Raw genomic sequence first — 14,804 nt, forward strand, 5'->3', positions numbered from 1 at the left:
ATGGTCCCGAGCATCCCGGTCAGCGTCGACCTGGTCGTGCTCACCGTGCGAAACCAGGCTCTGAGCGCTCTGGTGTGGCGCCGCGACAATCCCCCGTTCCTGCGCCGCTGGTCCCTGTCGGGGGGCTTCATCCAGCTGGACGAGGACCTTCCGGCCGCCGCCCAGCGCATCCTCGCGGAGCGGGCCGGCCTCCCGGGCGCCCCGGTCCACCTGGAGCAGCTCCAGACCTACGGCTACCCTGACCGGGACCCCCGCCAGAGAGTCCTGAGCGTCGCCTACCTGGGCCTGGCCCCCGACCTCCCGGCCTCGGAGAAGGCCCACATGAGCTGGCAGCCGGTCGACTCCCTCACCGTCATGGCCTTCGACCACCGCCGCATCATGCAGGACGGCATCGAGCGCGCGCGGGCCAAACTGGAGTACACGTCGCTGGGCGCGGCCTTCTGCCCGCCGGAGTTCACGGTGGCGGATCTGCGCCGCGTCTACGAAATCGTCTGGGGCCGCTCGCTGGACCCCAGAAACTTCCACAGGAAGGTCACCAAGGCGGAGGGCTTCCTGGTGGAGACGGGCGCCACGACGACCCGGGACGGCGGCCGCCCGGCCAAGCTCTACCGCCGCGGCACCGCCGAGCTCCTCCACCCTCCGATGCTCCGCAGTCTCAAGGAATAGCCCCGCACCACAGCGAGCCGGTCGCCTGTTGCGGCGAGATCACCGGCATGGGCTAGGGGGTCGTCAGGACGGCGGCGGTCATCGGGGTGTGCAGGGTCCAGCCCAGGGTTTCGTAGAGGGCCTGGCCCTCCGCCGTGGCCACCAGCACGCCCGTGCGCGCCCCCATCGACGCCGCCGTGCTCGCCAGAGTCTGCATGACCACCGTGCCCAGCCCGCGGCGGCGGTGGTTGCCCGCCGTCTCCACCTGGTCCACGACGGCCGTGCGACCCGCCAGCGCGAACTGACCCCTGGCCGCGACCTCGCCCGCCGCCGTCAGCAGGCGGGCCGCCGTGACGCCGGCCCGGGTCGTGACGGCCAGCGTGTAGCCGGCGGGGACGAGGGGCGTCCTGCGGGTCAGGGACACCGTCATCATGAACTCCGGATCCTGGACGACCCACCGCTCCGGCAGGAGCGGGGCGACGGCGGAGGCGGAGGCGCAGAGCTTCAGCCACGTGCCCGGCGTCGTGATGGTGCCGGTCAGATGGTGGAGGATCCCGGGGGCCGGAGCGGTCACGATGTGGCGGGACACGTGGCCGGGCAGGCCCACGTCCACTCGCAGGCCCCACGGCTGGGGCACGGGACGAGGGGCGTTGCGGGAGATCACCCAGCCGTCCACCCAGGCCCGGACTGTTGCGGGATGGGCAGTTTTGAGAACCTCCGTCATGATGCCCAGCTTATGGTCTGCCCCCGACAGACGACCGGGGCGTAGCAGGATAAAAAGGACACGGCGTGGCACCGCCTAGTCGTGCCCCGAGCCAGGTAGGGTCCCCGTTGTGCGCGTTGAGATACATGGTCACCGGGGAGCTCGGGGCCTCTGGCCGGAGAACACCCTGCCGGGAATGAGCCGCACGATGGAGCTGGGCGTCCACGCGCTCGAGCTCGACGTCGCCCTCACCGCCGATCGCCGCCTCGTGCTCACGCACGACCTCACGGTCTCCGCCGTGACCAGTGCCGACCGGCGGCCGATCAAGGCAGACGATCCACTGTTCCCGTACGTCGGCAAGCCGATCAACGGCCTGACGCTGGCGCAGCTGCGCACGCTCGACGTGGGCGTACGGCTGCCGCGCCATCCCGACGACCCGTTCGCGCTGACGCAGATCCCCATGCCCGAGACCAGGATGCCGACGCTCGGCGCGGTGCTGGGGCTGGTGAACGCCTACGAGGCGGAGGGCGTACGGCTGCACGTCGAGCTGAAGTCCGACCCCACCAGGCCGGAGCTGACGCCCGACCCCGAGCTCTTCACCGAGCTGGTCGTCGAGGAGCTCGACCGGCACGGCAGGCTCGGCAACGTGGCCATCCTCAGCTTCGACTGGCGGATCATCTCCCACGCCGCCAGGCTCGCCCCTGGCGCGCGGCGGTTCGCGCTGATCGAGCTGGACACCCTGCACTGGCACGACGACCTGGGTGACGACATACCGGCCGCGGCCCGGCACGCCGGAGCCACGACGCTCTCGCCCGAGCACATCATGGTGGACGAGGCGTTGATGGCCCAGGCGAACGCCGCCGGGCTCGAGGTGGCGGTCTGGACCGTCAACGAGACCGGCCTGGCGGCGAGGATGCTGGACCTGGGGGTGGCCGGGATCGTCACCGACTATCCCGACCGGATGCGGGAGCTCTGGCGGGAGCGGGGGCTGGAGCTGCCCGAGCCCGTGGGCCCGCTGAAGCCGGTGGGGGTCTAGAGCCAGCCGTTCTTGCGGAAGCCCCGGTGCAGGAGCACACAGGCGGTGACCATGACGCCCAGCACCGCGGGGTAGCCCCAGACCTGGTTGGTCTCCGGCATGAAGTCGAAGTTCATGCCGTAGATCCCGGCGATCATCGTCGGCACGGCCAGGATGGCGACCCAGGACGAGATCTTGCGCATGTCCTCGTTGGCCAGCGCGTTGGAGCGGGCGAGGGCGGCCTGCAGGATCGAGCTGCAGAGCTCGTTCGAGGCCTCGACCTGCTCGCACACCCGGGAGAGGTGGTCGCCGACGTCGCGGAAGTATTCGCGCATGTCGTTGGGGATGACGCGGCGCTGCGGCAATGCGGACAGCGGGGAGAGCAGTGGGGTGACGGCCCGCTTCATCTCCAGCATCTCCCGCTTGAGCTGGTAGATCCGGTTGATGTCGCGGGAGCTGACGTCGGCGAACACCGTCGCCTCGACCTCTTCCAGCTCGAGCTGCATGAGGTCGGCGACCTGGAGGTACTGGTCGACGACGTGGTCGGAGATGGCGTGCAGGACGCCGGCGGGACCGCGGTTCATCAGCTTGGGCTTGTCCTCGAGGCGCTCGCGGACCAAGGTGAGCGGGCAGTGCTCCCCGTGGCGCACCGTGACCACGAAGTCCACGCCGAGGAACACCATGATCTCGCCGGTGGCGATGATCTCGCTGGTGGCGGTCAGCTCGTTGTGGTCGAGGTAGGAAACGGTCTTGAGCACCATGAACAGCGACTCGCCGTACCGCTCCACCTTGGGGCGCTGGTGGGCCTTGACGGCGTCCTCCACGGCCAGCGGGTGCAGGCCGAACACCTCGGAGAGCCACTCCACCTCGGGGGACTCGGGCTCGTGCAGACCCACCCAGACGAACGCGTTGGCGCCGTCGGAGGTCTTGTTGTGCTCGCGTACGAGGTCGAGCGCCTCGACGATGCCGGAGGCGGCGACCTTCTTGCCCTGGATGTAGGCGCCGTACTCGACGATGGAGTCGACGGGGGGCACACAGACCTCACGAACTGAATCGGCGAGCTGAAGCCCGGTACGAGGACGAACAGGGTGACGGTTGATGCGACGGAAAAGCGTGGACGAGCGCATGGCAGTCCCTTTCCGCCCGACCTGGCACGCTCCACGCGCGACGAAAAGTCACCTCACAGAATGCGTGGAGGCACGATCAGGCTGCCGGATTGGAGTGGTCGGGGGTATGCAGGATGTACGTGTGCGAGCACGTACTGCTGGGATCACCAGGATTCATCCCGGACCACCTCCAATCACATTGGGACGCCGCGAAGCCGCCCTAACTTACCACAGGCGGGTGAACTTACTTGACGATACTCGCAGGGAAGGCCTCGACTCAGGTGGAAGTCGACAAAGTTCCTGTGCTATTCCGGCGAACGGTGTGGGCGAGCACCCTCGCGTGCGCCGGGCGGCGGGCCTGCGACAATGGGTCGCGTGCGCGTTCTAGTCATTGGTTCCGGAGGGCGTGAGCACGCCCTGTGCCGTTCACTCAAGCTCGATCCCCAGGTCAGCGAGCTCCACTGTGCCCCGGGCAACGCGGGCATCGAGGAGGTGGCGACCGTCCACTCCGTCGATCCGCTCGACCCTGGGCAGGTGGCCGAGCTGGCCCTGCGGCTGCGGGTCGATCTCGTGGTGGTGGGGCCGGAGGCGCCGCTCGTGGCGGGCGTGTCCGACGCCGTGCGCGAGGCGGGCATCGCGTGCTTCGGGCCGTCGAGGGACGCCGCCATGATCGAGGGCTCCAAGACGTTCGCCAAGGAGGTCATGAACGCGGCCGACGTGCCGACCGCGCGGGCCAGGAGCTGCGTCACGGAGGCGGAGGCGGCCGCCGCGCTTGACGAGTTCGGCGCCCCGTATGTGGTCAAGGACGACGGGCTGGCCGCTGGCAAGGGCGTGGTCGTCACCGAGGACAGGGAGAAGGCGCTGGCGCACGCGCGGGCGTGCGAGCGGGTGGTGATCGAGGAGTTCCTCGACGGGCCCGAGGTGTCGATGTTCGCGCTGTGCGACGGGAGCACCGCCGTGCCGCTGCAGCTCTCGCAGGACTTCAAGCGGGCCTACGACGGCGACGAGGGCCCCAACACCGGCGGCATGGGCGCCTACACGCCGCTCCCGTGGGCGCCGGAAGGGCTCACCGAGCAGGTCATGCGGGAGGTCGTGCACCCGACGATCGGCGAGCTGACCAGGCGTGGCCTGCCCTATCAGGGCGTGCTCTACGTCGGGCTGGCGCTGACCTCGAAGGGGCCGAAGGTCGTCGAGTTCAACGCGCGCTTCGGCGACCCGGAGACGGAGGTGCTGCTCGACCGGCTGGAGACGCCGCTGGGCGGGCTGCTGATGGCGTGCGCGACCGGCGAGCTGGGGCTCGACCCGGTGTTCAAGGACGGCTCGGCCGTGACCGTGGTGATCGCGTCGGAGAACTACCCTGAGGCGCCGGTCAAGGGCGACGTGATCAGGGGGCTGCAGGAGACCGCGAACGCGTACGTCCTCCACGCCGGCACCAAGCGGCAGGGTGACGAGGTGGTCTCCAACGGCGGCCGGGTGCTCAACGTGGTCGGCCACGGCCCCGACCAGGAGAGCGCGCGCCAGGCGGCCTACGATCTGGTCGGCCGGATCGAGCTGCGCGGCTCCTTCCACAGGACGGACATCGCCCGATGAAACTCGTGCACTCCGGCAAAGTCCGCGACCTCTACGAGACCGACGAGGGCCTGCTCCTGATGGTCGCCTCCGACCGGATCTCGGCTTTCGACCACGTGCTGGAGCCCGAGATCCCCGACAAGGGGGCCATCCTCACGCAGATGTCCCTGTGGTGGTTCGACCAGCTCAAGGACATCGTGCCCAACCATGTCGTGGCGCCCGGCGACGACGCCCGCAGCGTGCTGTGCCGGCCGCTGCGGATGGTGCAGGTCGAGTGCGTGGCGCGGGGCTACCTCGCGGGCGGGGGACTGAACGAATACCGCGCCGACGGCACGGTCTCAGGCGTCCGCCTGCCGGAGGGGCTCGAGGACGGCTCCCGGCTGCCGGAGCCGATCTTCACGCCGTCCACCAAGGCGCCCGTGGGGCAGCACGACGAGCCGATCTCGTACGAGCAGGTCGTCCAGGAGGTCGGCCCGGAGACCGCTGAGGAGCTGCGGCGGATCACCCTGGCCGTCTACGCGCGCGGCGCGGAGATCGCCCGCGAGCGCGGCATCATCGTGGCCGACACCAAGATCGAGCTCGGCTGGGACGCCGACGGGGTGCTGACGCTGGGTGACGAGGTGCTGACGCCTGACTCGTCGCGCTTCTGGCCGGTCGACCAGTGGCAACCCGGTCGCGCGCAGCCTTCTTTTGACAAGCAATTTGTACGCGATTGGCTACTATCGCCCGAATCGGGATGGGACAAATCCTCCGGAAACCCCCCACCTCCCCTTCCTGACCACGTGGTCGAGCGCACAAGGCAGCGATACCTAGAAGCATATGAGCGCGTCACGGGGGCTTCCTTTAGCGGATGATTCGGCTGGGCCATGTGGTGTAAGCGACTACTGTTGGCCCGATCGAGCCTCACCGCTGAATTCAAGGAGCCGCACGAATGGTCCGTTACCGCGTGCGCGGTGGCAACGCACTGCGTGGAACCGCGTTCATCCAGGGCGCGAAGAACGCCGTGCTACCCATGATCGGTGCGGCTCTGCTCGCCGCCAAGGGCCGCACCGTCCTGCGCAACGTGCCGATCATCGAAGACGTCCGCCGCGCGGTCGAGCTGGCCGAGGCGGTCGGCGCGTACGTCGAGCTGCACGAGTCCGAGCGCACGCTGGTCATCGACGCCTCCAGGGTGGACAGCCCCGTGCTGCCCGCCGCGATCGCCAGGCGGTTCCGCGGCTCGGTCCTGTTCACCCCCGCGCTGCTCCACCGGCTGGGCGAGGCGGTCGTGGAGGGCGTCGGCGGCTGCAACCTCGGCAGCCGCAACCTCGACTTCCACTACCTCGGCTACAAGCGGCTGGGCGCCATCGTGGACGAGGGCGACACCGTCATCCACGTCAAGGCGTCCGGCCTGACCGGCGCGACCCTCTACCTCGACACCCCGTCACACACCGGCACCGAGAACCTCATCATGGCCGCCGCCCTGGCCAAGGGCACGACGGTGATCGAGAACGCGGCCCTGGAGCCCGAGGTGCTCGACGTCATCGACATGCTCACCAAAATGGGCGCGCGGATCAGCGGCGGCGGCACGGGGTTCATCACCGTGGAGGGCGTGGAGGAGCTGCACGCCGTCGAGCACACGGTGATGCCCGACCGGCTCGACGCCGGCGTGTTCGCGATGGCCGCGGCCATCACCGGCGGCGAGCTGAGCCTCGTGGGGACGGGGCTCGACCTCGGCGTCGTCCGCTACAAGCTGGAGCAGATGGGCGTCGAGTTCGCCCGCCAGGGCGCCGTGCTGCAGGTGCGGTGCGAGGGCCCGCTGCGGCCGATCAACATCATCACCGACACCTACCCCGGCTTCGCCACCGACCTGCAGTCCCCGATGATGACCGTCGCCGCGCTCGCCGACGGCACGAGCTACATCCACGAGCGCATCTTCGACGGCAGGTTCGCCCTGGCCGGAGAGCTGAACAAGATGGGCGCGAACGTCGAGGTGGAGGGCAGCCGGGCCATCGTGCGCGGCAGGACGCCGCTGACCGGGACCCAGGTGACGGCCCACGACCTCCGCTCAGGCATCGCCCTGGTGCTCGCCGCGCTCGCCGCCGAGGGCGAGACCGTGATCGACTCCGGATACCTGATCGATCGCGGCCACGCGCATCTCGCCGCCCGAATGCGCGCGCTCGGCGCGGACATTACACGAGAGATTTCAGAGCGCTAAAAAAGGTGGAAAAACCTCGTTGAGCTGCTAGGACATCTTGTCGGGCGGTCAACATCAACGGCTTTCCGGAAAAGTCGGGCGTGACATTATGGCCCTCGCGAGCGATCGTTCCAAAAGAGAGCACTGCAATGGACGGCAGGATGGGACGAACATTGGTCGATAGGGCCGAAGAAACTTCCCGAGTGTCACGCCCGGGCGCTATGACACCGGACCTAACCATCGGCGTGGTCGGACCCCACGACCTGGTCGAGCGAGTAATGCTGATGGGTCACGCCGCGGCGCCGCTGCCGTGTCGCCTTGTCGCGGCCGCATACCGCGACGAGCAGGAGGCGCCCGACAAGGTGACGCGGCTCGGTCCCGGAGTCGACGCATGCTTGTTCGCCAGCCCGGTCCCCTATGACCTGGCCAGGCGTTCCGGCGTGCTGACGATGCCCGCGACGTACGTGCAACTCGGCGGAGCAGCACTGGTGGCGGCGCTGGCCAAGGCCGCGCTCGACCCCCGCATCGATCCCCAGCGGGTCAGCATCGACGTGGTCAGCAGGGCCGATGTCGAGGAGGCGTACACCGACCTCGGCATCCCCGCCACGGACGTGCACAGCCGCGACGAGCCGGGTGCCACCGGCACGATCGCGGCCTACCACGAACGCCTGGTCAGGCAGGGCGCGACCTCGGGAGCGCTGACGTGCCTGCCCGCGGTGGCCGAGCGCCTGCACACGGCGGGCGTGCCGGTCATCAGGATCAGGCCGACCTCTGGGGCGGTCCGCACGGCGCTGCACACGGCCGCGCTGCTGGGGGCGCATCACCGGCTGGAGGAGTCGCAGCTGACGGTGGTGCTGGTGGAGGTGCCGACGTTACGCGAGCCTGTGCGTCGCGCCGCGCCCCGCTACTGGCGCGACGAGCTGCGGCTGTCGCTGCACCGGCTCCTGGTCCAGGAGGCGAACCGGATGAACGCCACCGTCTGGCCCATCGACGATCACAGCTACCTGGTTACCGCTACCAGAGGCTCGATCGTGTCGGCGACGGACGGGTTCAGGGTGCTGCCGTTCGCGGGCAGGATCAGGGACGAGCTGGGGCTGGCGGTCGAGGTCGGCGTGGGCATGGGGCGTACGACGCACGACGCGGAGTCGCACGCCCGGGCGGCGCTGGCCCGCACGCAGGCGGGCAAGCAGGCGCAGGGGTTCGCGGTGGACCGGGAGGGGCGCGCGCTCATCCCCGCCCCCCGCATGCCACCCGCCGGATCCGCCGCACTCAAGCCGAAGGGCGTGGAGGTGCTGGCCCGGTTGGCGGCCAAGCTGGAGGGCGGAGACACAGTGGTCGACGCCGAGGGGGCGGGCAAGATGCTGGGGGTCACACCTCGCACGGCCCGGCGGTTGCTGCGCACGTTGGTTGACGAGGGACTCGCGTGGCCGCTCCCGCCGAACCGCACGCCCCAGCCCGGGCGTCCGCGCCAGTTGTACCGGCTGATCGTGGAGAAACTCGGCCCCCGCTGAGCCATTCATCCGGGAGAGCGCCGTGATAAGGGCCCGTCGTCTTGTGGCGGCGGGCCCTCGGCATTCGCCGGCAACCGTCTCGTACGGGACTGAGCGGGCTCACCGTGCCTCATGGGGCGATAGAGGGGTTTGTCATGAAGCGGGGCAGACGATGACATTGACAACGGATGTCATTTTTGCGAACTCCCGCATTGACTCGGTGAAGTAATTGGTTGACCCGTGTAGATGCGGGTATGTTCTGAGCGCCCCCGATCGACGAGATTCGGACGGGGGCGCCAAATTTTCTGGCGCCGACCGTCCGTTCGAGTCCGTCGAGTCGCGCCTTCTCGGTGTGTGCGTTTCTGGCCGGGCCGCCGCGCTTTCGCCCAACTCCACGTCCTCGGGAAGATCTGCCCTGGTCGGAGACCGGAGGCTGTGGTAGCGATCCTGATGGTTTCGGGCAGGCGCGTCCGGCGTTGCGGGTCGGGACGTCAGCGGGCGCAGGGGACGCCCGTCTGCCGGTGTTCGAGGTCTGATACGCGCCGGATGATGTCGGAGTCGACCTGTATTGTCATCAGCCATGAGGGCAAACACCACTGACACCCGTGCTCCGCTCCTGGTGTGGGGCGCCTTGGCGATCGTCTATGTGGTGTGGGGGTCGACCTACCTCGGGATCGCCATCGCGATCGAGTCGATACCGCCCATGCTCCACGGTGCCATGCGGTTCATCACCGCCGCCGCCCTGCTCGCCGGCTTCCTGCTGGTGCGGTCGGGGCCGTCGGCCTTCAGGATGTCGCGCAGGCAGTTCCTCGGCGCGGCTTTCGTGGGCGTGCTGCTGCTGACCCTGGGCAACGGGATGGTGGCGGTGGCCGAGCAGTACATCTCCACGGGCCTGGCAGCGCTTCTGGTGGCCTCGGTGCCGCTTTGGCTGGTTGTGTTCAGGTTCGCCGTGCGCGACCGTCCTAAGGCCCTCACGATCGCGGGCGTGCTGGTCGGGCTCGGCGGGGTGGCGGCACTGTCGCTCACCGGCGCCGAGGGCGGCAGCGGTGTCGGGATCGTGGTGGTGCTGCTCGCCTCGGTCTCATGGTCCGTGGGCTCGTTCCTGTCGAGCCGGATCGAGATGCCCGCCGATCCGCTCGCCACCAGCGCCGTCGAGATGGTCGTGGGCGGCGCCGGGCTGCTGGTGCTCGGCACCGGGCTCGGCGAGCGGCTCGACCTGTCGGCCGTCACCACCAGATCCTGGCTGGCGCTGGCCTACCTGGTCCTGGTGGGGTCGCTGATCGGGTTCACCGCGTTCTCGTGGCTGCTGGGCAACGCCCCCATCTCGCTGGTGTCCACCTACGCCTACGTCAACCCGGCCGTGGCCGTCGCGCTCGGCGCGCTCGTGCTGCACGAGCCGATCACGACCCAGGTGCTCGTCGGCGGCGTGATCATCCTGGTGGGCGTGGCTCTGGTGATCTCAACCGAGCGGAAGCGACCGAAGCGCGTCCTCGAAGACGTCGACAGCGGCGGCGACGTCGGCCTCGGTGCGCGCGGTGGACAGGAACCACACCCCGCGGTCGAGCAGCGCGGCGTGTAGGCGGGCCAGGGCCGCCGCGGCTGATCAGCCGCGGAAGGCGCTCGCCGCGGCGAGGAACGCGTCGTTGGCCTCCGGGTCGCCGATCGACACGCGGGCGCCTTCCCCGGCGAACGGCCGCACGGCCACTCCCTCGACCGCGCATGCCGCGGCGAAGTCGAGGGTGCGCTCGCCGAGCCTGAGCCAGATGAAGTTCGCCTCGGTGGGCGGCACCGTCCAGCCCTGGGCGATGAGCGACTCGCGGACCCGCGTGCGCTCCTTGACCACCCGCTCGACCCGCTCCAGCAGCTCGTCCTCGGCCTTGAGCGAGGCGACGGCCGCCACCTGGGCGAGGTGGTTGACCGCGAACGGGATGATCGTCTTGCGCACGGCCGTGGCCACCGGCTCGTGCGCGACCAGGTAGCCGACCCGCAGGCCCGCCAGCCCGTACGCCTTCGAGAACGTACGCAGGACGCAGACGTTCGGCCGGTCGCGGTAGAGGGTGAGGCCGTCGGGGACGTCCTCGTCACGCACGTACTCGCGGTAGGCCTCGTCCAGCACCACCAGCACGTGCTCGGGCACCCGGTCCAGGAACGCCTCCAGCGCGCCGCGGCGGACGGCGGTGCCGGTGGGGTTGTTCGGGTTGCAGACGAACACCATGCGGGTGTTGTCGTTGATCGCCTCCGCCATGGCGTCCAGGTCGTGGTCCTCCCCGGCCAGCGGCACCTGGACCGACTTCACCCCGGCCAGGTCGGCCAGCAGCGGGTACGCCTCGAACGACCGCCACGCGTACACGACCTCGACCCCGGGCTCCCCGACCGACTCGAACAGCTGCTGCGCCACCGTGACGGACCCCGCGCCGAGCGCGATGTGCTCGAACGGCACGCCGAACCGCTCGGCGACGGCCTCGGTCAGCTTGACCGCGCCCGGGTCGGGATAGCGGTTGATGTGCCGCGCCCCCTCGGCGATGGCCTCGACCACGGACGGCAGCGGGTCGTACGGGGATTCGTTCGAGGACAGCTTGTACGACCGGCCGTCGGGGGTCACTACGGCCTTGCCCGGCTTGTAGGCGGCCATGGTGTCCAGGATCTGGCGGAAACGAGGCATGACCCAACTTTATGAGGCCCGGCAGGATGAGGCATCAACCAGGGCACGTGCTAGCGGTACTTGTCGATGGCCGCCGCGACGAGCTTGGCCGCCCGGTCCGCGGTGGCGAAGCCGGGCCGCCGGTGGGTGACGGTGAGCATCACCCAGACATTCGACACGTGGAAGGAGATCTGCGTCCGGTAGAGCTGCCCCCAAGCCAGCTTCTGGGTGAAGCTGTACGCCTCGTCGCCGACGTCCGGCCCTTGGCGGAGCTTGGTCCCCGGGACGCGCTTCGGCTCGTCCTTCATCGTCTTGACCAGTTGGTCGAAATAGGTGGAGCCACCCCAGGTGGAGCTCATGGACATGAGGTTCAGCCCGGTGCCGTCCCCCTTGTTCCACCAGCAGGCGTTGTCGGATATCCATCGGCGCTGGGCCGAACCGCCCAGCAACGAGCGCACCTGGACGCTGGTCAGCAGGTCACACGCCTCGAACTCCTTGGTGATCTTCGGTGTGGCGGCCGTCGGCGGGCGGAATGTCCAGGTCGGCACCGAGTAGGTGACCTTGGGCGAGAGCGCGAAGCCGAGTACGCGGACGACGTTCGGGAACAGGTACGGCACGACGACGACCGTGGCCGCCACCAGCAGCACCACCGCCAGCACGGCGCCCACGGCGATCTTGATTCGGGTGCGTTGAGGAGAGCGTGCAGGTTTGGGGGGCTTTCGTCTCAGGGCCGGGGCGGTTGCGGTCCCTCCCCGCGAGATGGCCTCCAGCGAGCGGGCCACCTCGTCAGGAAGGCAGCGCCGTTCCGGGTCCTTGCCCAGGATCACGGCCAGCACAGGGGCGAGCGGTCCGGCCAGGCGGAACGGGGCGGGCTCCTGCATCAGCACGGCCGCCAGCACCGCGGCCGTGTTCGGACCGGCGAACGGCGGGCCGCCCTCCACCGCCGTGAAGAGCGTGGCGCCGAGCGACCACAGGTCGGCGGCCGGGCCGTCGGTCTCACCCCGCAGGCGCTCCGGGGCGATGTAGCCGGGCGAGCCGGTCAGGAACCCGGACTGGGTGAGCGCCGAGTCCCCGGCGATGGTCGCGATGCCGAAGTCGGTCAGCAGCACCCGCCCGTCGTCGGTGAGCATGACATTGGCGGGTTTGACGTCCCGGTGCAGGACGCCCGACGCGTGTGCGGCCATGAGGGCGTCGAGCACCCGCAGGCCGATCCCGGCGACCTGCCGCGGCGGCAGCGGGCCGTCGTCACGTACGGCCTGCTCGAGTGAGCGGCCGCGGACCAGTTCCATGACGATCCACGGCCGCCCGCCGTCGAGAACGACGTCATGCACCGTGACGATGGAGGGGTGGGAACGCAGCCGCGCCGCGGCACGTGCCTCGCGGAGCGTGCGTTCGGTCAGCTCGGTCCGCGAGGCCTCGTCGAGGTCCGGCGGTAACTTGACCTCCTTGACCGCCACCTCCTGCTGGAGCAGCTCGTCCGTCGCCCGCCAGACCGTGCCCATGCCGCCCTCGCCGAGCTGCGACTGCAACCGATAGCGACCCGCGAGCAGCGTCACCGCGTCCCCTCCCGTACCGTGCGTGCCCTCTGTCAATATCACGGCCGACAGGGGCAAATCAGGTAGTAAAGCGAACGAGGTGGCGCGGAATCAGCGGAATCAGACGAGCGAGCGCACCACCACGGTCTGGTCGCGGCCGGGGCCGACGCCGATGGCCGAGATCGGGGCGCCGCTCATCTCCTCCAACGCCCGCACGTACGCCTGAGCGTTGGGCGGCAGGTCGTCGAAGGACTTGGCGCTGGTGATGTCCTCCTGCCACCCCGGCAGCTCCTCGTAGACCGGAACGGCGTGGTGGAAGTCCGTCTGCGTCATCGGGATCTCGTCGTGCCGTACCCCGTCCACTTCGTAGGCGACGCACACCGGGATCCGCTCCAGCCCCGACAGCACGTCCAGCTTGGTGAGGAAGTAGTCGGTGATCCCGTTGATCCGGGTCGCGTAGCGGGCGATGACCGCGTCGAACCACCCGCAGCGCCGGTTGCGGCCGGTGGTGACGCCGTACTCGCCGCCCGTCTGGCGCAGCCACTCGCCCACCTCGTCGGTCAGCTCGGTGGGGAAGGGGCCGGAGCCGACGCGGGTGGTGTACGCCTTGAGGATGCCGATGATCTTGGTGAGGCGGTTCGGCGGGATGCCGGCGCCGGCGCAGGCGCCGCCCGAGGTGGGCGAGGAGGACGTGACGAAGGGGTAGGTGCCGTGGTCGATGTCCAGCAGCGTGCCCTGGCCGCCCTCCAGCAGCACGAACTTGCCCTCGTCCAGCGCCTTGGACAGCACCAGCGAGGTGTCGGCGATGTGTGGCTTGAGGCGTTCGGCGTAGGAGAGGTACTCCTCCAGGACGGCGGCGGGTTCGATGCCGCGCCGGTTGTAGACCTTGGTCAGCACCTGGTTCTTCTCGGTCAGGGCGACCTCGATCTTCTTCGCCAGGATGCCGGGGTCGAGCAGGTCCTGGACGCGTACGCCCATGCGGGCGACCTTGTCGCCGTATGCGGGCCCGATGCCGCGACCGGTGGTGCCGATCTTGGCCTTGCCGAGGTAGCGCTCGGTGACCTTGTCCAGGGCCTTGTGGTGAGGCATGATCAGGTGCGCGTTCGAGGAGATCAGCAGCCGCTCGGCGGAGATGCCCCGCGCGGCCAGCCCGTCGATCTCGCTCAGCAGCACGCCCGGGTCGATGACCACGCCGTTGCCGATCACCGGGACCACGTCAGGCGACAGGATTCCCGTGGGTAGGAGATGGAGCGCGTATTTCTGGTCCCCGATGACCACGGTGTGACCCGCGTTGTTGCCACCCTGATAGCGGACGACGTAGTCGACGTCGCCACCGAGCAGGTCGGTGGCCTTGCCCTTGCCCTCATCGCCCCACTGGGCGCCAACGAGAACGGCAGCCGGCATGGTTCTGTCTCCCGTGCACAAATCGAAACCCCTGGCGCAAGCGCGACAGGGGCTCTTGCGTTGAGAGACTACCCGAACGTGCCTATTCGTCCCAAGACAGCGAACGCTAGCCCTTGGTGAGCGCGTCGTAACCGGTCTCCGTGCTGTCCTTCAGGAACTGCAGGCACCGCTCGGCCTCGTCCTTCTCGCCGATCGCCTGGGCGGCCCTGGAGAGCGCGTAGAGGCAGCGCAGGAAGCCGCGGTTGGGCTCGTGCTCCCAAGGGATCGGCCCGTGTCCCTTCCAGCCGTTGCGGCGGAGCGCGTCGAGCCCGCGATGGTAGCCCGTGCGGGCGAAGGCGTAGGAGGTGACGGCGTGCCCCTGCGCGAAGTACTCCTCCGCGAGCGCCGCCCACGCCGCCGGGTGGGCGGGGAAGCGGGCGGCCACGTCGGCGGCCTTGGCGCCGGATTCGAGCGCCTCCCTGGCCTCGGGCAGGTCCGGCAGGTTGGTCGGGGGCGGCCCGGCGAGAAGGTTATCCATACG

At 69.5% G+C, this 14,804-nt stretch carries 13 protein-coding genes; 7 read left to right on the forward strand and 6 right to left on the reverse strand.

What is annotated here, in order from left to right; all coding sequences use genetic code 11:
• Positions 1-666 (forward strand): NUDIX hydrolase, encoded by a 666-nt coding sequence (locus ABN273_RS36925; RefSeq protein WP_349453759.1) that lies wholly within the window; start codon positions 1-3, stop codon positions 664-666.
• 52 nt (positions 667-718) lie between these two features.
• Here the strand turns inward: ABN273_RS36925 and ABN273_RS36930 are convergent, their stop codons facing one another.
• On the reverse strand, positions 719-1,369 hold the full coding sequence (locus ABN273_RS36930) for a GNAT family N-acetyltransferase (protein ID WP_349453760.1): 651 nt from the start codon (positions 1,367-1,369) through the stop codon (positions 719-721).
• Between the two features lie 109 nt (positions 1,370-1,478).
• Here ABN273_RS36930 and ABN273_RS36935 point away from each other — a divergent pair, with 109 nt between their 5' ends.
• Complete coding sequence (locus tag ABN273_RS36935) at positions 1,479-2,384, forward strand: glycerophosphodiester phosphodiesterase family protein (RefSeq protein WP_349453761.1); 906 nt, start codon at positions 1,479-1,481, stop codon at positions 2,382-2,384.
• On the opposite strand, the gene corA is transcribed toward ABN273_RS36935, so the two are convergent.
• On the reverse strand, positions 2,381-3,397 hold the full coding sequence (gene corA, locus ABN273_RS36940) for a magnesium/cobalt transporter CorA (RefSeq protein WP_349453762.1): 1,017 nt from the start codon (positions 3,395-3,397) through the stop codon (positions 2,381-2,383). The genes ABN273_RS36935 and corA overlap by 4 nt on opposite strands.
• Positions 3,398-3,844: 447 nt before the next feature.
• On the opposite strand from corA, the gene purD reads away from it, so the two are divergent.
• The 5 genes from purD to ABN273_RS36965 all read left to right on the forward strand — a co-directional run bounded on the left by purD (position 3,845) and on the right by ABN273_RS36965 (position 10,283).
• Positions 3,845-5,059: a phosphoribosylamine--glycine ligase gene (gene purD, locus ABN273_RS36945; protein ID WP_349453763.1), complete on the forward strand. Its 1,215-nt coding sequence runs from the start codon at positions 3,845-3,847 to the stop codon at positions 5,057-5,059.
• Positions 5,056-5,892: a phosphoribosylaminoimidazolesuccinocarboxamide synthase gene (locus ABN273_RS36950; RefSeq protein ID WP_349453764.1), complete on the forward strand. Its 837-nt coding sequence runs from the start codon at positions 5,056-5,058 to the stop codon at positions 5,890-5,892. The genes purD and ABN273_RS36950 overlap by 4 nt, the downstream gene beginning before the upstream one ends.
• Before the next feature lie 77 nt (positions 5,893-5,969).
• The gene (gene murA / locus ABN273_RS36955; RefSeq protein ID WP_349453765.1) at positions 5,970-7,235 is read left to right on the forward strand and encodes a UDP-N-acetylglucosamine 1-carboxyvinyltransferase; all 1,266 of its coding nucleotides are present in this window, start codon (positions 5,970-5,972) and stop codon (positions 7,233-7,235) included.
• 200 nt (positions 7,236-7,435) lie between these two features.
• Positions 7,436-8,725, forward strand: coding sequence for a transcriptional regulator (locus ABN273_RS36960; protein ID WP_349453766.1), 1,290 nt, complete (start codon positions 7,436-7,438; stop codon positions 8,723-8,725).
• A 559-nt stretch (positions 8,726-9,284) separates the two neighbouring features.
• Positions 9,285-10,283, forward strand: a complete 999-nt coding sequence (locus ABN273_RS36965; RefSeq protein WP_349453767.1) for an EamA family transporter — start codon at positions 9,285-9,287, stop codon at positions 10,281-10,283.
• A gap of 24 nt (positions 10,284-10,307) precedes the next feature.
• Here ABN273_RS36965 and hisC read toward each other — a convergent pair whose 3' ends face one another.
• The 4 genes from hisC to ABN273_RS36985 form a co-directional block, all read right to left on the reverse strand.
• Positions 10,308-11,366, reverse strand: coding sequence for a histidinol-phosphate transaminase (gene hisC / locus ABN273_RS36970; protein ID WP_349453768.1), 1,059 nt, complete (start codon positions 11,364-11,366; stop codon positions 10,308-10,310).
• Between the two features lie 50 nt (positions 11,367-11,416).
• Positions 11,417-12,901, reverse strand: coding sequence for a serine/threonine-protein kinase (locus tag ABN273_RS36975; protein WP_349453769.1), 1,485 nt, complete (start codon positions 12,899-12,901; stop codon positions 11,417-11,419).
• Between the two features lie 99 nt (positions 12,902-13,000).
• A complete protein-coding gene (locus ABN273_RS36980) occupies positions 13,001-14,284 on the reverse strand; it encodes an adenylosuccinate synthase (RefSeq protein WP_349453770.1) in 1,284 nt (427 codons plus the stop codon).
• A 106-nt stretch (positions 14,285-14,390) separates the two neighbouring features.
• The gene (locus ABN273_RS36985) at positions 14,391-14,801 is read right to left on the reverse strand and encodes a DUF3151 domain-containing protein (protein ID WP_349453771.1); all 411 of its coding nucleotides are present in this window, start codon (positions 14,799-14,801) and stop codon (positions 14,391-14,393) included.
• Positions 14,802-14,804 lie beyond the last annotated feature (3 nt).

Origin of the sequence: Nonomuraea sp. B19D2 (assembly GCF_040137845.1) — a bacterium.
Lineage (GTDB): Bacteria > Actinomycetota > Actinomycetes > Streptosporangiales > Streptosporangiaceae > Nonomuraea.

What these genes read in the sequence shown, in the direction of transcription:
- ABN273_RS36925 (WP_349453759.1), top strand. Translation starts at nt 1, where the DNA reads ATGGTCCCGAGCATCCCGGTCAGCGTCGACCTGGTCGTGCTCACCGTG.
- ABN273_RS36930 (WP_349453760.1), bottom strand. Translation starts at nt 1,369, where the DNA reads ATGACGGAGGTTCTCAAAACTGCCCATCCCGCAACAGTCCGGGCCTGG.
- ABN273_RS36950 (WP_349453764.1), top strand. Translation starts at nt 5,056, where the DNA reads ATGAAACTCGTGCACTCCGGCAAAGTCCGCGACCTCTACGAGACCGAC.
- murA (WP_349453765.1), top strand. Translation starts at nt 5,970, where the DNA reads ATGGTCCGTTACCGCGTGCGCGGTGGCAACGCACTGCGTGGAACCGCG.
- ABN273_RS36960 (WP_349453766.1), top strand. Translation starts at nt 7,436, where the DNA reads ATGACACCGGACCTAACCATCGGCGTGGTCGGACCCCACGACCTGGTC.
- ABN273_RS36965 (WP_349453767.1), top strand. Translation starts at nt 9,285, where the DNA reads ATGAGGGCAAACACCACTGACACCCGTGCTCCGCTCCTGGTGTGGGGC.
- hisC (WP_349453768.1), bottom strand. Translation starts at nt 11,366, where the DNA reads ATGCCTCGTTTCCGCCAGATCCTGGACACCATGGCCGCCTACAAGCCG.
- ABN273_RS36980 (WP_349453770.1), bottom strand. Translation starts at nt 14,284, where the DNA reads ATGCCGGCTGCCGTTCTCGTTGGCGCCCAGTGGGGCGATGAGGGCAAG.
- ABN273_RS36985 (WP_349453771.1), bottom strand. Translation starts at nt 14,801, where the DNA reads ATGGATAACCTTCTCGCCGGGCCGCCCCCGACCAACCTGCCGGACCTG.